Here is a 19,416-nt window from a genome sequence, read left to right as displayed (position 1 = left end):
AAAGCCTGCGGCCCGCTACGCGGCCCTTGACAGGCTTGCTCCCCGCCCAGGATGGGGCTGCCAGAGCCGGGCGGAAAGAGTTAAAATCCGTAGACGTCCAACTTTGATTGCTGCCTTAAGCAGTGGGGTGGATATTTCTGTCCCTAAAACAGGTTTCGCAAAAAAATTTCGGAGGGGCTTGACAAGGCCCTTCCATATCAGAAGGTGAGCTTGAAACCTTGCGGAAAGACATTATTGATATTCTAAGTGAACGTTTTGGTGTTATACCCAATTTTTAGTGAGTTCCAGCCTACGATATGTTATAATTTTATTCCAGAGAAAACTTCCGAGGAGAAACCCTATGCAGGTAATAGATCGCAGCATCAAGGTACTGGCCAGGCAATATCCAGAAACTTTTATCAAACTTGTTTTAGGTAAAGACACCGGCTGGGAATATCAAACCCTGGAAAACCCGGAAATCAATATCCCGGAGAAAAGGCTCGATTTTGTCTACGAAATAGAGCAAAACGACAACAAGTACCTCCTGCACCTGGAATTCCAGTTACGCCATGAAAAAGAAGTGCCTGTACGCATTTTTAAATACAGCGCCTATTTGACCGAGAGTTACGGCCTGCCGGTGATCCCGGTAGTCATTTACCTCGAGAAAAGGAATTATCGCCGGCTACCTGATGCCTACATAGTCGAGGTTAACAATAAAGTAGTCAGCAGCTTTACCTATCAGGTAATCAAACTGTGGGATTATGAGCAGGATATAGCCGGCGGTAAACTTAAAGAACTGGCGCCCTTGCTGGTCTTACTAAAAGATAATAGAGACCTGGCTCTTCTTGAGTATACCAGGAAATTGATCCTTGAGGAAAAAGACATCAAACGGCGAGCCGACAGCCTGTCGGTAGCCATATCAGTCGCGGAACGTTATTTTGACAGGGAAATTTTGCTCAATATCTTCCGGGAGGAATTTAAAATGCTACTTAAGGAATCCAGCTTTGTCCAGGAATGGTATAATGAAGGCTTACAAAAAGGCCTCAGGGATGGCATGGAAAAAGGTTTAGAAGAAGGACTGGAAAAAGGACTGGCAAAGGGCAGGATTGAGGCATTAAGGGATAGTATCCTTGACGTCCTGGAAGAACGTTTTGGCGTCCTGCGATCTGGTATTGGCAAGAAGCTGGAGGAGATAGATGATTCAGCCGCGCTGAAGTCATTATTCAAGATGAGCCTCAAGGTGAACTCCCTGGAGGAATTTGAAAAAATTCTTGGTCAGGTTTAAAGTTTAGATGATGGCAGCCCGCCTGTTTGCCAGGCGGGCTTACATATTTCCCGGCCGGGAGGGTCATAATATTCCCCGGATGGAAGCAGGGCCAAACGGGAGGTAGTTACATGTACATCAACAACATCAATCCTGGTCTGGGAATGGGGATGCAGAGCGGTTTTGGCGGTTTTTCCGGCTTCCCCGGCAGCGCGGTTATCAATTACAGCTTTGTGCCCACGGCATCGGGCTGGCGGGCCGGGGCCGGAACCGGCTATCCGGCCGTGAGCCTTAGCTACAACCCGGCCCTGGGATGGCATACGGACATCCAGGCCGGGCCGTTTTCCGGCATGGGGCAGTACTGGGGCGGTTTCGGGCAACCCGTGATCAGCGGCTTGAACCTGCCTCTGGCCTCCGGCCAGCCCGGTGGGTTCCTGGGTGGGATAAGCCCTATGGCTATGGGTATGGCTCACCCCCTGAGTACCGGTTTTCCCGGCCTCATGGGCGGTATTAACCCTGTATCCATGGGTATGGGCCAGCCCATGACCACCGGTTTCTTCGGGATGATGGGTGGCATGCCCGTGTCCAGCACTATTGCCCCGACCACCGGGATGATCCAGCCCCGCATCGAGCTGGCGGAAACCAACAGCGACGTTGTGGTCACTGCGGAACTGCCCAATATCAATCCCAACAACCTGCAGCTTACTGTAACCGACGATTCTTTAAGCATTTCCGCCCTGGCAATCTCCGGTGGCATGACCACCAGCCTGCACCGGACCGTTGCCCTGCCGTGCTCGGTGCGGGCGGAGCATGTCGATGCCACCTACAGCAACGGCATCCTGGAAGCCCGCCTGCCGAAATCGGACCTCACTGCCCGGCGGCGGGTCAAGGTGAACGTGACCGGTTAGTTAAGCTTAAGTCAAATCCAGGCCTGCTTCCATCCCAATCTTACTCTCGAGGTGAATTAAAATGCTCCAGCCGCAGAACTGGTCTGTACCGGCAATGATGCCGCCCGGGTGGATGGCTACCCCGGCTGATGGGTTTGTACCGCCAGTTGATGTCCTGGAAAGCAATAATGACCTGATCTACATATTTGCTATCCCCGGAGCCCGGCCAGAAAATGTCCGGGTAGAGGTCCGCCAGCAGGCCCTGGAGATTGAAGGCAACGCTTCCCTGCCTGATGGCGGCCAGTACGTCTACCGTTACCAGGAGTGGCCGGCAGGAAGGTTCTACCGCTTCCTGCCCCTGTCACCGGAAATAGATGCCGAAAAGGCGGCAGCCAGTTTCAACCAGGGCCTTCTGACGGTGCGTTTTCCCAAAACAGCCCGCGGTAGGCAGATAGCCATCAACGTGCAAGCGCCGGCGTCCCAGCAGGGGCCGGGCAACCCGGAAGGCAACCAGCCCGGGTCCCCGGGGCGCACTCCTTTAATCTAGAACGAAGGCGGCCCCTTCCGATCAATTACTATAAGAGACACTCATGACGAGTCCTTATATACTACTGCATTGCCCCTGCAACTAGTGGAAAATGCAGAAGTGGGCAGCTTTAATCCGAAACTGGTGAAGCCAGTTCCTCCGCAGCTCCCACGTCCCAACTCTCACTTCTCACATCATAAAAACAGCAGCTGGTCTATAAAGGCCAGCTGCTGCTGTTTTCCTGGTCGTCCCGGATGACCAGGTAGCTACCGCTGACAGGAGCCCCGAAGGCAGCCGGGTAACCTGAGGAAGTCGTCAGGGCGCGGTAGGGATTGCGGGCCGGGATGACCCGGATATTAGGCCGGGCCCAGTTGGGCTCTGGCATGTTAAAACCATCCAGCCTGTTCATACGCTTCTTGCTCCATCCTTTCCGTTCCCCTGCTCGCTCCGCTGGCACTGCGAAGCATCAAATCAACTGGCGCCAGCCCTGGCGGGTAAAGGTGACGTTAACCGGCGGGGCGCCTTCCCGGGGCTGGCTTTCCCTGGTTATGGTGCCGTTAAAGACGAAGGCATCCAGGCAGGGAATACTTTCAATGATGCCGCCGGTAGCCTCAAATTCCACCGAGTATTCCTGGGGTTTTAAGAGGGCGGCCGGGTTAAAGGGTTCCAGGAGCTTTAAATCAGCTTCATAGTCGAGGTAGAGCTGCCACATGAGGTCTTCCAGCCTGGCTGAGGGTGCGGTAACATGGAGCTTGATGTCCTGCACGGCCTCCCGCCGGGAAATCATGTGGTTGTGGGCATAGAGCCTTTCCGTCAGGTTCTTGATGATATCTTCAACGCGATCCCGCTCCTCACCCGGCATGTGCAGCTCCAGCAGCTTCCTGGCCAGGGAACGAATCAGGGCGTAGTTGCGGTGCACATTGCCCAGGGCCAGGGGGTGAACTTTGTCCACCAGGCGGTTAAACACCCCGGCCAGGCTCCCTTCACTTTCCAGGCCGGCAATCTCCCGGGCCAGGGAAAGATAGGCCATGACATCTTCCACGCTGACCGGCAGGCGGGCCACCGGGTTATGGGGATCCTCCGGGTTAAAGGCATTGGCCACACTGGGATCGATGGGCCCCAGCTCACCCAGGGGACCCATGACGATCTCATTGGCCCCCAGGCAAAGGAGGGTACCGGCACTGGCAGCGCGAAAGGGCACCAGGACGCTAAGGTAGGGAGTAAATTCCCGCAGAAGATTCACCAGGCGCCAGGGGGTCAGGACATCGCCGCCGCGGGTATAAAGGAAGAGATCGAGCCGGGGCCGCGGCCCCAGGGCCAGGAGGTGGCGGTAAAAAACCCGGATAACATCGGGAGCTATCCGGGTACCCAGGTTTTCCCGGTCGCCGGTAAAATAGCAGATAACAGCCGCCTGGCGTTCAGCTTCGATCTGTTGCAGAAGCGGCAGGCGTTCAGCCCTTCCGATGGGTATCGCCCTCCTATAGCGGGGTTAAAGATAGTATTTCCCGCCGGGAGATGAAAAACACCTTCTTGGAGCGGCTCGTAAGGGGTTACCCCAGTAAGAATTTCAATCCAAGGGTAAAAGAAAAGACTTTCATTGTAGACATCGGCTAAGAAGAGCTGTAAAATTAATATGACAATAAGATAAAAGGAGGCTTCGTCATGTCGTTAGGGAAAATATCTACCCGGGGGCAGGTAGTTATACCCAAAAGATTACGCAATAAACTGGGTTTAAAGCCAAATACTGTAATACTTTTTGAAGAAATGCAAGGGAAATTACTTTTAACCCCCATACCTGATGACCCTATCCAGGCTGCCAAAGGTATTCTAAAAACTACTAGAACTGCCGAGGAGTTAATGCGGGAATATCGCCGGGAAGAATTGAAACTAGAATCAAAGAAGGGGTAAGCCAGATGGGTGATCAGAAGACAAATCATATAAAAAACTATGTTCTAGATAGTTATGCCTTACTCTGCTATTTAAAAGATGAACACGGGGCTGAAATTGTGAAAGAATTGTTGTATGAAGCGAGAGATGGAACTGTTAATTTATATCTTTCCTGGATTAACCTCGGTGAAACTTATTATATTATCCAGCGTGAAAAGGGTAAAGAATTAGCTGCTGCCGCCGTGGATTTAATTATGGCCTGGCCGGTAAGATTAAGTGAGCCATCTGCAAAACAGGTGCTGGCTGCCGGTGATATAAAAGCCAAGTACCCGATATCATATGCCGATGCCTTTGCCGTAAGCCTGGCCCGGGAACTTAACGCTTATCTTGTAAGCGGTGACCCCGAATTTGATGTATTGCCGGAAGAGGTGATTAAAATAAAACCTTTGCCCAGGAAAAAGGAAACCTATTAGCGTAAGAATACCTGGTAAATTTCCCCCTCACTTATTACCTTGAAACCGTGTTGCTGCAACAGGGCCGCCGTTACGCCGGGGCCGGGGCGGGCAGTGCCGGTAAAGGTGCCGTCATAGATTAATTTACTGCCGCAGGAGGGGCTTTTTTCTTTCAAAACCACCAGCTCGGCAGCGATCTCCCGGGCCTTAGCCAGGGTGGCCGTCGCACCGCGGAGGAAGGCAGCCGTCACATCCCGGCCTTCTTTATCCAGCACCCGGGCTCTGCCGGCCAGGACATCATACCCGTCGCCGCCCCGTATTTCCGCCGGCGGGCGGGGGATGGTTAAGCCCCCCAGGGCTTCCGGGCAGACAGGCACGGCCTTGCCCCGGCGTACCAGTTCGGCAATGGCCGGCACCAGGTTGTGGCCGCCGCTGTATTTACACTTCTCGCCTGCCAGGCAGGCGCTGACCAGTATCTCGGCCATTAAACATCACCCTTTGTAAATTTTAACTGTATTTTAAGGAGCAGATCAATGAAAGAAGTAACCATCTACACCGACGGCGCCTGTTCCGGTAACCCCGGTCCCGGGGGCTGGGGCGCCGTCCTGATCTACGGTGATAAACGTAAAGAGATTTCCGGGGCTGAGGCCCGGACCACCAACCAGCGCATGGAGATCACCGCGGCCATCGCCGCCCTGAAGGCCCTGAAGGAGCCCTGCCGCGTCCGCCTCTACAGCGACAGCGCCTATCTCGTCAACGCCTTTCGCCAGGGGTGGCTGGACCGCTGGCAGAGGAACGGCTGGCAGACGGTCAAAAAAGAACCGGTGGAAAACCAGGACCTGTGGCGGGAACTGCTGCAGCTTACCGCCCGCCACCGGGTGGAATGGTTGAAGGTCAAAGGCCACAGCGATAATGCTGAAAATAACCGCTGCGACGAGCTGGCCCGGGCCGCAATTGCCCGGCTGCTGAAGCAGGAATTTCCATCTTGATAGCGAATACTAATAGCTATACTTAGCCAGAAGACCATCAGAGGGTCCCACGCTTCTCGCCGGCGCGCCTGGCCGCGCCAGTTCCTGGCGGGCGTGATGATTTCTTATGAAAGGAGGGCTCTAAATGGGCAAATGGTCCTGTACAGCTTGCGGCTATGTCTATGACCCGGCAGAAGGCGACACGGCCGGCGGCATTGCCCCTGGGACGGCCTTTGAAGACCTGCCCGGGGATTGGGTCTGCCCTAACTGCGGCTTGGGCAAAGAAAACTTTGAACCCCTGTAGCCAGTTACGGGCGGCGCTGCCAGCGCCGCCTTTAATATATCTTGGGAACGGGCGAGCAGTTCGTTGGAGCAAGGAATATTTTATACAAAAGGAGAATTGGTTTATGCTAATCGTTGGCATCAACGGCAGCCCCAAAAAAGAAGGCAACACCGCCTTCCTGGTGCGGGAAGGGCTGGCAGCAGCCGCTGCCGCCGGGGCGGAGACGGCCCTGATCCATATAGCCGAGGCCCTGGCCGGCCAGAAGATCCCTTACTGTACCCAGTGCAGCAGCCCCTGCCAGGGGGCCTGTTCCCGCAACAACGGCCTGGGGGAAGCCTATGACCTCCTGCGGCGGGCCGACGGGATCCTCATAGGCAGCCCGGTTTACTTCGGCAGCGTCTCGGCCCAGCTCAAGGCCTTCTGGGATAAAAGCCGCATCTTACGCAAAGAAAAGGCCCTGTATAACGTCGTCGGTGCCGGGGTTACCGTGGGCGGCAGCCGTTTTGGCGGCCAGGAAACGACCCTGAAGGCCCTTTTTGACATGATGCTCATCCAGGGCATGATGATTGTCGGCGACGGCTTTAGCGAGGCCGACTGCGGACACCAGGGCAGCTGCGGCCAGGCCCCGGCCCAGGGCGACGATTTTGCCGTTGCCAGGGTACGCCTTACGGGTAAGCGCCTGGCCGAGGTAGCGGCGGCCACCATGGCCCTGCGCCAGCACCGCGGCTAAGGGGGTGAGGGTATGCTCCTGCGGGTAGAAGCTGAACAGCGGGAAGAAGCCATCTTGAGCCCCCTGGCGAGTTTAAGCAGCCGTACCAGGGGCCGTCAAGTACCGGAGGAGCCCTGCCCCATTCGCACCGAATACCAGCGTGACCGCGACCGGATTATCCACTGCAAAGCCTTCCGGCGCCTGAAGCATAAAACCCAGGTTTTTATCGCCCCGGAGGGGGACCATTACCGCACCCGCCTGACCCACACCCTGGAGGTAGCCCAGATCAGCCGCACCATTGCCCGGGCCCTGCGCCTCAATGAAGACCTGGCCGAGGCCATTGCCCTGGGCCACGACCTGGGCCATACCCCCTTCGGCCACTCCGGGGAGGAAGCCTTAAACGAAGTGGTGCCGGGGGGGTTTAAGCACAACCTGCAGAGCCTGCGGGTGGTAGAAGTCCTGGAAGGCGGCCGCGGCCTTAACCTCACCTGGGAAGTCCGGGACGGCATTGCCCACCATACCGGCCCGGTCAAACCCCAGACCCTGGAAGGCCAGATTATCTGCTATGCCGACCGCATTGCCTACATCAACCATGATATTGACGACGCCCTGCGGGCCGGCATCATCACCCAGGAGCGGCTCCCGGCTGATTGTTTAAAAATCCTGGGCCGTACCCACCGCCAGCGCATCGATACCATGGTGACGGATATAATCCGTTATAGCTGGGAGCAGGGCCGCATTGCCATGAGCCCGGCGGTCCAGCAGGCCACGGATAACTTGCGCGACTTTCTTTTTAAAAATGTTTATATCGGCTCCCCGGCCAAGGTGGAGGAAGGTAAGGCCAAGAATCTGTTAAAACAACTCTACTTTTACTACCTGGAGCACCCGGAAGCACTGCCCGCACCCGTCCATCCGGGTGATGACCTGGCCCGGCGGGCCTGCGACTATATTGCCGGCATGACCGACCGTTATGCCATCCTCCAGTATAGCCGGCTCTTTGTCCCTACGGGTTTTCCTTCCTGAATATGGGGAACTGCCCGGGCCAGCGGGAGAAAGGGGGGGCAGGTTTGCTGGCCGGAAGCTGCCACGCTTTGAACCTGCCTGCCTCGGTCCCCGGGCTGGCCGTCCCCGGGCATAAAAAATGGGAAGGTGCCGGGAATCTCTTCGCTCGTCAGGCTATCCGCGCGGTGACGAAGCGGCGGCAGGATTCCCTTCACCTTCCAGGATGTATTTTAACCCTTCAATGTGAATTTTATACTGGGAGGGAACCGGCCACATCCGGCCCGGGTCAGGGCTTCAGCGCTTCGAGGCCACCTGGCCCGTGCCCGGCAAAATAAAGCCAGGGCGCGTGCCGGTTGGCCCGGCTGCCATGAAGCGACCCGGCACGCGCCGCTGCCGGCCGCTTACTGCCGGGTTTTAAAATAAGGCTGGAAGACGGCCAGGATAACCCCCCGGTAAAAGGCATAGAGGGCACTGCCGCCAATGAGGGCGATTAAAATAAAAGCCACGGTCTTACCCACTTTCCCACCTCCCGCCAATCTTATATTGCCGCCGGTCCTTAATTTTATGCCGGATGGCGAGGCGTTCCCGCCACCGGTGCTGCTTCAAGTCTCAGTTTACCGCCTGCCGCCCGGCACTATGCAGCGCGGTGGAGGTATAATCTGGTAAAGCGGGACAAATAATAGGAAAAAGCGAAAATAAGGCTCAAAAAAGAGGATATTTCATTCTGATAGCGAATTGTATTAGCACACCGGGTTCGGGGGGTGGTGTCCATGACAACCGCCTTCAGCCAGGAAGTGATTGATGAGGTAAAAGACAGGGTAGACATCGTCGAAATCATCGGCAGCTATGTCAGGCTAAAAAGGAGCGGCCGCAATTACGTCGGTCTTTGCCCTTTTCATAAAGAAAAGACACCCTCCTTCACCGTCAGCCCTGATAAGCAGATGTTTTACTGTTTTGGCTGCGGTGCGGGCGGCGATGTCTTCGCTTTCTTGATGAAGCAAGATGGCCTCAGCTTTCCCGAAGCAGTAAAAACCCTGGCCGCCAGGGTGGGGATCGACCTGGCCGGCGCCGGCGAATCGCCGGCTGCCAGGCGCGAGCGGGAATGGAAAGAACGCCTGTACCAGCTGGGGGCAATAGCTGCCAGCTTTTATTATCGCCTTCTCATGCGCCACCCGGTGGCAGCCCCGGCCCGCTTATATCTCCAGCGGCGGGGGGTGAAGGGAGAAACGGCGCGGCTCTTCGAACTGGGTTATGCCCCGGATACGGGAACGGCCCTGGTAGATTACCTGCGGCGCCAGGGTTTCACACCCTGGGAGATTGACCAGGCAGGGCTGAGCGCCTCCCGGCCGCCCCGGGGGACGGCCGACCGCTTCCGGGGGCGGCTCATGTTTCCCATTAAAGACAGCCGCGGCCGGGTCATAGGCTTTGGCGGCCGAATCTTAAGTGAGGGGGAGCCCAAGTATTTAAATTCCCCCGAGACAGCTTTATTTCACAAGGGACGGCACCTCTACGGCCTGCACCTGGCCCTGCCGGGTATTCGCCGGAAAGGCCAGGCCATCCTCGTCGAAGGGTATATGGATATGATCGCCGCCTGGCAGCATGGTATTGATAATGTGGTCGCCTCCCTGGGCACGGCCTTAACCCCGGAGCAGGCCCGGGAGCTGAAAAAGTACGCCCGGGAAGTAATCATCGCCTACGACGCTGATACCGCGGGGGAAGCCGCCACCTTGAGGGGCCTGGACATCCTGGCCGCTGCTGGCCTCCAGGTCCGCGTCCTGCAGCTGCCGGCAGGCAAGGACCCCGATGAATTTTTAGCCGCCCGGGGAACAGCGGCCTTCCAGGAGCTGGTAAAAGAAAGTCAGGGCCTGATGGAATTTCGCATCAATAAAGCCGTAGCCGAACACGATCCCACCCGGCCCCTGGGCCGGAAAGCCATTATGGCCGCCGTTCTCCCCTACCTCCAACAGGTAAAGGACGCCGTCGAGCAGGAAGCCTATATCCGGCTTTTGAGCCGCCACACAGGGATATCCGAGGCAGCCATCCTAAGAGCGCTGCACCAGGCTCCGCCCGGGCCGGGGAGGACAGGGGGAGCTATAGAAAAGGCAGGAAAGAAGGAAGGCCCGTCGCCGGGAGAACAACGGGCCAGGAACCAGGGTGAGATGTTTTTACTCCAGGCTTATTTAACCAGCCCCCGGCTGGCCGCCACCATTGACGGCGAACTGGGAGAAGACTGGGGGGAGAGCCCGGCGACCCGGAGCCTTGCTGCCTTTGTCCGGGAAAAGCGCCGGGAAGCACCAGAACTGGCCGGCCCGGACCTGATGCGGGTTTTAACCGGCCGGGGGGTACCGGAATGGGACGCCCTTATTGCCCGGCTCACCCTGGCCGGCGGTCTGGGGCCCGTCCAGGAGCGGGCCGTCAAGAAAGCAATCATCCTCTACAGGCTCCTGCAGCTGCAAAAACAGGAGAGGGAAATAAGACTCGCCCTGGCCCGGGCGGAAAGCAGCGGCGCCACCGGCCGGGTCCAGGAACTCCAGGAGCAAATCTTTCACCTGCAGCAAACGATCAAAGCGATAAAATCCGGAAGGGGGGAGTAGCGGTGAAAGAAGAACAGCAAAAGCAAATAGTCAAGGAGCTGATCGAAAAGGGCAAGAGCCAGGGCTCCTTAACTTATCGCGAGATTATGGATGCCCTTCAGGGAATCGAACTCTCCCCCGAACAAATTGACGATATCTACGAGCAGTTAAGCCACATGGGGATTGAGGTAGTGCCTGAACCGGTGGAACTGGAAGCCCTGGAAAAGGAAGAGGGCGAAGCCGTTGACAGCGACCTCGATCTTTCGATTCCTGAAAACGTGGCCATCGACGACCCGGTGCGCATGTACCTGAAGGAAATTGGCCGGGTGCCCTTACTGACCCCGGAAGAAGAAATCGAGCTGGCCAAGAGGATGGAGCAGGGTGATGAAGAGGCCAAGCGCCGCCTGGCCGAAGCAAACTTACGCCTGGTGGTCAGCATCGCCAAACGCTACGTCGGCCGCGGCATGTTGTTTTTGGACCTCATCCAGGAAGGCAACTTGGGTTTAATCAAGGCCGTAGAGAAATTCGATTACCGCAAGGGCTACAAGTTCAGCACCTACGCCACCTGGTGGATCCGCCAGGCCATTACTCGGGCCATTGCCGACCAGGCGCGGACCATCAGGATCCCGGTGCACATGGTGGAGACCATCAATAAATTAATCCGGGTGCAGCGCCAGCTGCTCCAGGAGCTGGGCCGGGACCCCACTCCCGAAGAGATCGCCAGGGAAATGGATGTCCCCGTGGAGCGGGTACGGGAGATCATGAAAATCGCCCAGGAACCGGTATCCCTGGAGACACCCATTGGTGAAGAAGAAGACAGCCACCTGGGGGACTTCATCGAAGACGAGGACGCCCAGGCACCGGCCGATGCTGCTTCCTTTATGCTCCTCCGGGAGCAGCTGGAGGAAGTCCTGGATTCCCTGACGCCCAGGGAAAAGCGGGTTTTACGCCTGCGCTTCGGCCTGGATGACGGGCGGGCGCGCACCCTGGAAGAAGTGGGCCAGGAGTTTGGCGTCACCAGGGAACGCATCCGCCAGATTGAGGCCAAGGCCCTGCGCAAGCTCCGCCACCCCAGCCGCAGCAAGAAGCTGAAGGACTATCTGGAATAGCGGGAGCCGGAGGCTGACGCCTATCTGGCGCCACCAGGGCAATGGCCAGGAGCAGGTGGCATCTGACTGTTGACCGGGGCGGCATTCCGGGGTATAATATAAAAGGTGGCTTTCCTCGGTAGCTCAATGGTAGAGCGCCCGGCTGTTAACCGGGTGGTTGCAGGTTCGAGCCCTGCCCGGGGAGCCAGAAAGGGCCCATAGCTCAACGGTAGAGCTGCCGGCTCATAACCGGTTGGTTCCTGGTTCGAATCCGGGTGGGCCCACCAAAAAAGGAAATAAGGCCAGCAGCGGAGGTCAGGAGGTGACCGTAGCGTGCTGGCCTTTTTAATTACATGGTTGCCCGTACCGCTTCGCGGGAACTCCAGGCAGGCAGGTGGATCTTTTGTCCTGGAAAATTAGCCGTTTTTCTCACTTGCCGGCTCGCCTCCGGGCCGTCGCTGCCCTGGTCCCGCCCGGCAGCACCGTGGCCGATATCGGCACCGACCACGCCTATCTACCCCTGTACCTGGCCGGCAGCGGCCGCTGCCGGCGGGTGATCGCCGTGGAAGCGGCGCCGGGTCCTTACCAGCGCGCCCTGGCCGCCGTGGCGGCCGCCGGTCTTAAAGGGCGGGTTGAAGTGCGCCTGGGGGACGGCCTCACGCCCCTGAAGCCTGGGGAAGTAGACACGGTAACCATGTCCGGCCTGGGCGCCCTGACCCAACAGAGGATCCTCGCCGCCCGGCCGGAAGTACGGCAGAAGTTACAACGCCTGGTCCTCCAGCCCCAGGGGGAGGCCGGGCCACTGCGCCGCTATCTCGCCTCCACTGGCTGGTACTTATACGACGAAGATCTTGTTTACGACTCCGGCCATTATTATATCATCCTAGTCGCCTGCCAGGGTGAGAGCCCGGCCTACAGCGACCTGGAGTGGAGGATAGGGCCCCTCCTGCTGCAGCGCCGCCACCCCCTGCTGCGGGGTTATCTCTTGCATAAGATGGAAACACTAACAGCAGCCGTTCGGCAGCTGGCTGCCGGACGGGGGACGCGGGCCCGGGAGCGGCGGGAGGATTTAAGCCGGCAACTGGAAGAGATAAGGGAGGTACTGGCATGGCTGCCAAATGCGGCGAAATCATAGCCATCATGGAAGCCCTGGCCCCGCCGGAACTGGCGGCGGAATGGGATAACGTCGGTCTCATGCTGGGCTCGCCGGAAGCAGAAGTCCGCCGGGTCCTGGTCTGCCTGGACGTCACCATGGCGGTAGCCGCCGAAGCTGCCGCCCGGGGGGCCAATCTCATTATCAGCCATCACCCCCTCTTTTTCCGCCCCCTCAAATCCTTACGCTTTGACGAAACCCGGGGCGAGCTGGTCCGCCGCCTCATCCAGGACAACATCATGGTCTACTCGGCCCATACCAATTTAGATAGCGCCGACCTCGGCGTCAGCTACCATCTGGCGGTAAAGCTGGAACTGGAAGATGTCCAGGTCCTCCTGCCTACCCACCGGGAAAATTACTATAAACTGGTGACCTTTGTGCCCGAGGACCATGAAAAGGTCGTGCGGGAAGCCATTACCCGGGCCGGGGCCGGCTGGATCGGCAATTATTCTGACTGTACTTTCCGGGTGGCCGGTACCGGCACCTTCCGGCCCCTGGCCGGCACCCGGCCCTATATCGGCCAGGAAGGGAAGGTCACGGAGGTCAAAGAATACCGCCTGGAGACCATTATCCCCACCGGCAGGCTCAAGGAAGTCCTCCAGGCCCTGCTGCAGGCCCACCCTTACGAAGAAGTAGCCTACGACATCTACCCCCTGGCCAACGAAGGCCCGGCCCGGGGCATCGGCCGCCTTGGAATCTTACCCCAGGTCGTGTCCCTGGAGGAATTTGCCCGGCAGGTGAAGGAACACCTGGGGGCAGCCCGGGTCAACGTAGTGGGGGACAGGGAACGCAAGGTGAAGAAGGTGGCCACCTGCGGCGGCGCCGGTAGCGATGTCATGACCACCGCCCGGGCTGCCGGGGCTGACGTCCTGGTCACCGGGGATTTAAAGTACCACGAAGCCCAGGCCGCCGCCGGTATAGGCCTGGCGGTAATCGACGCCGGCCACTTCGCCACCGAGAGGATCATCGTCCCGGCCCTGGTGACCTACCTGCAGGAACAATTACAGGAGCGCGAAGTTATGGTCCTGGCTTCCCAGAAAGAGCAGGAACCCTGGTACGTACTCTAAATACGGGGGGATCGGCATGGGTCTCAGCAAGCTGTGGGAGTTACAGGAAATGCAGCTTCGCCTCCAGGAACTGCAGCGCCAGCTGCACACATCCGCTCTGGCCCGGGAGCTGAAAAGGGAAAAGGAGCGGCTGGAAGCCTGCCGGGAAACAGTGCGGGCGAGAATGCAGGAACGGGAAGAATTAAAGCGGCAGGTCGCTGCCCTGGAAAGGGCCTGCCAGGACCTGGCGGCCAGGAAGAAGCAGCTGGAAGGAAAACTCTACAGCGGCGAGACCAGCAATCCCAAAGAATTAAACAACATTCAACATAAAATAGATACCACCGCCGGCGAGCTGGCCCGGGAAGAAGAAAGGGCCATGGAGCTGGCCCTGCAGCAGGAGCAGCTTGAAGAATGGCTAAAGGAAAATGTTAGTAAGCTCCAGGCCGATAAGGCCGCCTACCGGGAAAAACTGGCCCAGTACCGCACCTGGCGCGAAGGCCTGCAGCAGGAGATGGACGTCCTGGCGGTCAATGCCGCCCAACTGGAAGGGGAGATCGACCCCGAACTGCTCGCCCTCTACAGCGACCTGCAGCGCCGCCTGGGGACAAAGGCCCTGGCCCGGGTAGTCAAGGGGACCTGCAGCGGCTGCCACCTGGTCGTCCCGCCCGTCTTCCTCCGGGAAGCCCGTGCCGGCAAATTTATTTACTGCGAAAGCTGCGGCCGGTTGTTGCTGCCGTGAACACCACCGGATTATGCTGCTTGACAGTGCCTTGACAGATTACCATAAAGGGTGTTATATTTAAATCCGCTAAAGAAAAGTGGATAAGTGCTTTTGAGTAAACCGGATGGTCGCGGGCGATAAGCGCGCCGGGCGCGCTTATCGCCTGAGGAAAGTCCGAGCTCCACAGGGCAGGGTGCTGGATAACGTCCAGTGGGGGCGACCCCAAGGATAGTGCCACAGAAACAGACCGCCCCGCACTCAACTTGAAAGCCGCAACGGTTCCCCCTGGAACCAACCTGATTTCAGGGTGATTTTTCGCGAATCGGCAACCGTCAGGTTGAGTGCTGGGCAAGGGTGGAAAGGCGAGGTAAGAGCTCACCAGCGGTTAGGCGACTAACCGGCTCGGTAAACCCCACCTGGAGCAAGACCGAATAGGGGGACAATAGGGGTGGCCCGCCCCGTCCCCGGGTAAGGTCGCTGGAGGCGCCAGGCAACTGGCGTCCCAGATAGATGACCATCCACGACAGAACTCGGCTTACAGGTTTGCTCAAAAGCACTTATGTTTAACTTATGGGTTATCACCTCTTCTTAGGGGTAACTTTTTAGGACCTGGAAGAGGTGATAATCTTTTTAATTTAGTGGAGCTCCTAGCAAGCCCCGGTCTGCAGCATTAACACCTGAAATTAATGCCGACTGGTAAGTCTTCGGTGAAGTTACACTCTGGCAGATGGTTTTAGCATAATAGAAATGTTACCTGCCGCTGCCTTAACGCTGTTCAATGATAGGTGTAATCACAATATCTGATATAATCTACCTGGACCATCTCCAACACCTCGATTTCCTCCCGCTGCTAAGTTTACTGAACATTAACAGCAGAACCCCCCGGCTTTAGCCGTGGGGAACATCAGTAGAGGCTAGAAATACGACCTGATTATTTACGCGGATTATAAGTAAATATGTCTAAATCTCCTTAAGCTTGCCCTCATGGCGCCCGTGATTTTGATGCCTGCTTCAAAAGGTATACTAGCCACTTGATACATTATCGCCAAGAAAAGGCAGGCGCTCTCATTAGGTATCGAGGTTGAAGGCATGGAAGCTCCTGGTAAAGATACATTATCAACTGTCAGCCCGTTCCCGTGGAAACTCTGGCGGGGGCAGGCGGGGCCTTCGTAAAGCAAGAGAACGCATGAGCCCTGGCGAGTAAGCTGAGTAGTGAATGATATAATGCATTTATTGCGAAGCCGTCGGGCTAGGAACCGGTGGCTTTTATCATTTAATATGGATCAGTTCGGTACTATTGGAAATAAGCAGGGAAAACGGGAAAAATGACGAATTTAAATGATGGCGACGACTAAATACATACCACTAAAAGCCCTGTAGTAAACGCAGGGGTGGTTTTAATCCTTCTACCTTGACGTAGCAGGCTAAGCGGGCCAATTATAAAATAAAAGGCACCCAAATTACCAAAATAAGTTAGCATAGCGAGAAGGAACATCGAAGTCGATGGGGAAGAGCTAACAAACTTTAAGCGACGGTGATTTACATGGCCACCCTTGTCTCAAATGCAGATTTAAATTATGGTGAAAGTGCCTTTTGGGACGCATTAAATAATGCCCTGCCTGATGATTTTATTGTCTATGCTAAACGTGAGGTTAATGGCCGGGAGTTTGATTTTTGTATATTAATGCCCAATCATGGCATAGTTGTTGTAGAGGTAAAAGGTTGGACAGAGGATTCAATAGTTCGGATTGAAGATGGCGATCAAGTAATTGTTTTCTACGAGGGGCAGGAGTACCGCCAGAACCCTAAACGGCAGGCTAGAGCATACCGGTTTGATCTCCTCAATACCATCAGGAAAATGGCCAATATCTCACCTTTGATCTTTGACATGGTATGCTACCCGTTTCTAGGGCGGGATTTTTTTCTTTCAAGCGGGCTTAATGCGATTTCGGGTGAAGCCATGACATTTTTAAAGGAAGATCTTGCTGATGCCGGTGCTTTCAAAAAGAAGCTTCTCCAGGCCTATAACATTGCTTCCCGCTGGGGCAACCCATCGCCGTTTGATGCGACGACAATGTACCGGGTTAGAGAAATTTTTGAACCGGGTATATCCAAAAGAAAAATTAAAGAAAATGAGACCCTCACCCCTGGGTCTTCTTTTGCCGGGGCTAGTACGGCAAACAAGCACTTTGTGAATGCTTATTACTCTGTGTTACAGTTTGTTGCAGAAGATGTAAATGACATAGCACCGCTAATGGGGGAATTGCTAAGCTGGTATGTAAAGGGCACTAAAATATATCTCATTGTATCGACAAGTTCCCAGTATGCTACGGCAAAAGGTGCCTTTTATAAGCTCCTGTCTGATTATGGTTTACAGATCAAACAAGGCAACCTATTCCCGGCTCTTACTAAAAACGACTTAAACTCAAGGGAAGTATTGGCTGATGAGGGGTCGTTCTCCTGCTTTAATTTTCTTCTTACCATTGCCAAAGAGAAAGCAGCATCCCGGGGTTTGGGGTCTTTCCGCCTTATTGATGGTACCGGATATAAAGGTACGCTTCAGGAAGAAGCACTGAAACACTTTCACAAAACAACCGGTTTTAATTTCCATCAATATGCTCTGGAACATGCAGATCCTAATAAGAATATAGTTGTGAGGGCCGGCGCCGGTACGGGCAAGACGTTCTCTATGATCACCCGCATTACCTACCTTTGCTATGTGCACAACTACAGCCCTGCGGCTCTACGTAACGCCATAACCATGATAACATTTACCAACGAAGCAGCCGATAATATGAAGAAGCGGTTGAAGCAATGTTTTCAGAACTACTACATGCTTACCAAAAACTACGACTTTCTGTGCCTGCTTGAGCAGGTAGACAAAATGCAGATTTCTACTATTCACTCGTATGCCAAGAGTATTATCAAGCAGCTGGGTTCTGCCCTCGGCTATGGGAAGGACTTAACGATTGTTTCCGGGTCATACGACAGGGTAGAAGTACTTGAGAAGGAACTTGAAAAATACCTCGAGGAAAAAAGTCGTGTGGATAGGGCTTATATTGGTAGGCTAAGCATGCCTGTTTATAAGCTGAAAGAAATACTTGTGGAGCTCATTACAAAACTTTATAACAAGAGCATCAATGTGGCCCGCTTGGATTCCTTCGATTTCGGCACGGTTTCCAAGGACAATGAGGAACTGCACGAACTGATAAAAACTGTGCTGCTGCGAACTGAACAAAAGTACCGGGAAGAGCTGCAGAAACGCAATCTTATCCACCTCAACGAGCTCATGGTGCAACTTGGCATCCTGGTAAATACAGGGGACGAACGGTTGGCGCAAATAAAAACAGACTATCTTTTTGTAGATGAATTTCAGGACACCGATGACGTTCAAATTGCTACCTTCCTGGCCATGCAGAGGCAAATGGGTTTTAAGTTCTTTGTGGTTGGCGACATCAAACAATGTATTTACCGTTTCCGTGGCGCCGAGATAAAGGCTTTCGACAGGCTGGGTATAAATGCCGGACAGGATGAATGGTTAGAATTTGCCCTTAATAAGAACTACCGTACTGATCAAGCTTTGCTTAAAGAGTATGAAAAAGTTTTTAAGCGGCTTGGTGCCGGTTCTAACCCCTTACTTCCCTACAAGCAGGAAGAAGATGTATTATTTAGCGACATATTATTAAACCGGGGACGCCCGTCGCAAGAATATTGCAGGCAGGTCATTTACCAAAGCGAGAAGAATAGAAATGATTTCACTAACCTGTACATATGTCTATTTGATGAAATTAAACGCTGTCGCGAAGAAGTGCTCAAGTTAAAGGAAAAAGGCGTTAACCTTTCCGAAGCAGAACGGACCATTGCCATCCTTGTCCGGGAGAATTGGCAAGCAGAGGAAATAAGGCAGCAGGGCCCAAATTATGATATACCTAATATAAAGACTTATTCGGGTGGAGATTTATATCAGTTATTACCAGCACGTGAATTGTATAAGCTGGTGCAGGCCCTGTTATTTAATGATAGCCCAAGATATTTATTAAACTTTATTTGCACTAACTATATTAAAATACCCCTTGATATGTGGTTCCTTAGAAAGGCCGATGGGAAAGAGCAGTACAGCTATCTTGTTAACCTGCTAAATGAATACTTTTTACAATTAAGCAATGGTAAGTATACCTGGGATAAACTTGTTTCCGATTTGAGATATGAACCGGTGCTTAAAGTTATAAAATACACTATTGATATATGTAAGCCCTGGTGCAATTTTTCAGACGAGGCCGATAGTCAAAGGTATTACAAAATTAATACGGAGCTATTACTCGAAAAAATAATCCAGGCCTTTAGTATCGACTACCTCACCCTTAATTCCCTCGAAAAGTATTTGTATATAAAAATCATCACCAAGCAAAAAGAGGAGAGCCGGGGTATAAAAACCGAAGCTGAGGAAGTACCCATTGTTTGTACTACTGTACATAAAGCCAAAGGCCTTGAATATGGCTATGTTTTATTGCCGTTTACCAACTTCAAAATCGATCAAATCAAGAAAACCGGCGTTGATGTTTATGTTAATGAAGGCCGCATAGGTTATAGCTTTTATCTTGACGAAAATAGCTCCTTTGTTAGAAACAGCCATTATAATGAACGGCAGGAAGCGTTAGAACGTAGCTGTGAGGAAACCCGGATCCTGTATGTAGCCATGACAAGGGCGATAAGGTCATTTATATGGTTTGCCCCATCAGAGGATGTCTATACTCCGTCGTGGGCCGAACTACTGGCAGGGGGTATGAAGCAGTGAATTGTAAAATTTTTACTTACAGCAATCCGTATAAACTTACTAACGCTCACTTTTGGTCATTCATAAAAGACGCCCCGCATTTG

General features: G+C 54.6%; 18 protein-coding genes, 2 tRNA genes and 1 other RNA gene. 18 read left to right on the top strand and 3 right to left on the bottom strand.

Features of this window, described 5'->3' with window-relative positions:
- The first annotated feature begins 340 nt into the window (after window positions 1-340).
- From MOST_RS02115 to MOST_RS02105, 3 genes are all read left to right on the top strand, one after another.
- Entirely contained in the window at window positions 341-1,264 is a 924-nt protein-coding gene (locus MOST_RS02115; RefSeq protein WP_054935940.1) for an RpnC/YadD family protein, read from the top strand.
- A 110-nt stretch (window positions 1,265-1,374) separates the two neighbouring features.
- The gene (locus MOST_RS02110) at window positions 1,375-2,151 is read left to right on the top strand and encodes an Hsp20/alpha crystallin family protein (RefSeq protein ID WP_054935941.1); all 777 of its coding nucleotides are present in this window, start codon (window positions 1,375-1,377) and stop codon (window positions 2,149-2,151) included.
- Between the two features lie 61 nt (window positions 2,152-2,212).
- The gene (locus MOST_RS02105; RefSeq protein ID WP_054935942.1) at window positions 2,213-2,677 is read left to right on the top strand and encodes an Hsp20/alpha crystallin family protein; all 465 of its coding nucleotides are present in this window, start codon (window positions 2,213-2,215) and stop codon (window positions 2,675-2,677) included.
- Window positions 2,678-2,870: 193 nt separating this feature from the next.
- Here the strand turns inward: MOST_RS02105 and MOST_RS02100 are convergent, their stop codons facing one another.
- Window positions 2,871-3,065: a hypothetical protein gene (locus MOST_RS02100; RefSeq protein WP_054935943.1), complete on the bottom strand. Its 195-nt coding sequence runs from the start codon at window positions 3,063-3,065 to the stop codon at window positions 2,871-2,873.
- A 57-nt stretch (window positions 3,066-3,122) separates the two neighbouring features.
- Complete coding sequence (locus MOST_RS02095; RefSeq protein ID WP_277995679.1) at window positions 3,123-3,971, bottom strand: SDH family Clp fold serine proteinase; 849 nt, start codon at window positions 3,969-3,971, stop codon at window positions 3,123-3,125.
- 347 nt (window positions 3,972-4,318) lie between these two features.
- On the opposite strand from MOST_RS02095, the gene MOST_RS02090 reads away from it, so the two are divergent.
- Together MOST_RS02090 and MOST_RS02085 are read left to right on the top strand one after the other, a co-directional pair.
- Entirely contained in the window at window positions 4,319-4,564 is a 246-nt protein-coding gene (locus MOST_RS02090) for an AbrB/MazE/SpoVT family DNA-binding domain-containing protein (protein ID WP_054935945.1), read from the top strand.
- Between the two features lie 5 nt (window positions 4,565-4,569).
- A complete protein-coding gene (locus MOST_RS02085; RefSeq protein WP_054935946.1) occupies window positions 4,570-5,016 on the top strand; it encodes a type II toxin-antitoxin system VapC family toxin in 447 nt (148 codons plus the stop codon).
- Here MOST_RS02085 and MOST_RS02080 read toward each other — a convergent pair.
- Window positions 5,013-5,480 carry a 2-thiouracil desulfurase family protein gene (locus MOST_RS02080; protein WP_054935947.1) on the bottom strand — a complete coding sequence of 156 codons (468 nt, stop codon included), beginning with the start codon at window positions 5,478-5,480 and terminating at the stop codon, window positions 5,013-5,015. The two genes, MOST_RS02085 and MOST_RS02080, sit on opposite strands and share 4 nt — an antisense overlap.
- A 48-nt stretch (window positions 5,481-5,528) precedes the next feature.
- Between MOST_RS02080 and rnhA the strand changes: the two genes are divergently transcribed.
- The 13 genes from rnhA to MOST_RS02010 all read left to right on the top strand — a co-directional run bounded on the left by rnhA (window position 5,529) and on the right by MOST_RS02010 (window position 19,333).
- Window positions 5,529-5,984 (top strand): ribonuclease HI, encoded by a 456-nt coding sequence (rnhA, locus tag MOST_RS02075; protein WP_054935948.1) that lies wholly within the window; start codon window positions 5,529-5,531, stop codon window positions 5,982-5,984.
- A gap of 124 nt (window positions 5,985-6,108) precedes the next feature.
- Entirely contained in the window at window positions 6,109-6,267 is a 159-nt protein-coding gene (rd, locus tag MOST_RS02070) for a rubredoxin (protein WP_054935949.1), read from the top strand.
- Window positions 6,268-6,370: 103 nt separating this feature from the next.
- Window positions 6,371-6,976: a flavodoxin family protein gene (locus tag MOST_RS02065; protein WP_054935950.1), complete on the top strand. Its 606-nt coding sequence runs from the start codon at window positions 6,371-6,373 to the stop codon at window positions 6,974-6,976.
- A 12-nt stretch (window positions 6,977-6,988) separates the two neighbouring features.
- The gene (locus MOST_RS02060) at window positions 6,989-7,978 is read left to right on the top strand and encodes a deoxyguanosinetriphosphate triphosphohydrolase (RefSeq protein ID WP_054935951.1); all 990 of its coding nucleotides are present in this window, start codon (window positions 6,989-6,991) and stop codon (window positions 7,976-7,978) included.
- 749 nt (window positions 7,979-8,727) lie between these two features.
- Complete coding sequence (dnaG, locus tag MOST_RS02050; protein ID WP_054935953.1) at window positions 8,728-10,551, top strand: DNA primase; 1,824 nt, start codon at window positions 8,728-8,730, stop codon at window positions 10,549-10,551.
- 2 nt (window positions 10,552-10,553) lie between these two features.
- Entirely contained in the window at window positions 10,554-11,639 is a 1,086-nt protein-coding gene (rpoD, locus tag MOST_RS02045; RefSeq protein WP_054935954.1) for an RNA polymerase sigma factor RpoD, read from the top strand.
- Window positions 11,640-11,751: 112 nt separating this feature from the next.
- Window positions 11,752-11,826: transfer RNA gene (locus MOST_RS02040), tRNA-Asn, on the top strand.
- Window positions 11,827-11,830: 4 nt separating this feature from the next.
- Window positions 11,831-11,905: transfer RNA gene (locus MOST_RS02035), tRNA-Ile, on the top strand.
- A gap of 116 nt (window positions 11,906-12,021) precedes the next feature.
- Window positions 12,022-12,753: a tRNA (adenine(22)-N(1))-methyltransferase gene (locus MOST_RS02030; protein ID WP_054935955.1), complete on the top strand. Its 732-nt coding sequence runs from the start codon at window positions 12,022-12,024 to the stop codon at window positions 12,751-12,753.
- Entirely contained in the window at window positions 12,726-13,838 is a 1,113-nt protein-coding gene (locus MOST_RS02025; RefSeq protein ID WP_054935956.1) for a Nif3-like dinuclear metal center hexameric protein, read from the top strand. The genes MOST_RS02030 and MOST_RS02025 overlap by 28 nt, the downstream gene beginning before the upstream one ends.
- Window positions 13,839-13,854: 16 nt before the next feature.
- Window positions 13,855-14,556 (top strand): zinc ribbon domain-containing protein, encoded by a 702-nt coding sequence (locus tag MOST_RS02020; protein WP_054935957.1) that lies wholly within the window; start codon window positions 13,855-13,857, stop codon window positions 14,554-14,556.
- Between the two features lie 94 nt (window positions 14,557-14,650).
- An RNA gene (gene rnpB, locus MOST_RS02015) (RNase P RNA component class A) lies at window positions 14,651-15,092 on the top strand.
- Window positions 15,093-16,081: 989 nt separating this feature from the next.
- Window positions 16,082-19,333, top strand: a complete 3,252-nt coding sequence (locus MOST_RS02010; RefSeq protein WP_106007007.1) for a UvrD-helicase domain-containing protein — start codon at window positions 16,082-16,084, stop codon at window positions 19,331-19,333.
- Window positions 19,334-19,416: the final 83 nt, after the last annotated feature.

The sequence above is a fragment of the Neomoorella stamsii genome, from assembly GCF_002995805.1.
In the GTDB taxonomy this organism is placed as follows: Bacteria; Bacillota; DSM-521; order Neomoorellales; family Neomoorellaceae; genus Neomoorella; species Neomoorella stamsii.
The sequence above is the reverse complement of the archived record's forward strand: the minus strand, read 5'-3'. Positions and strand labels throughout refer to the sequence as shown.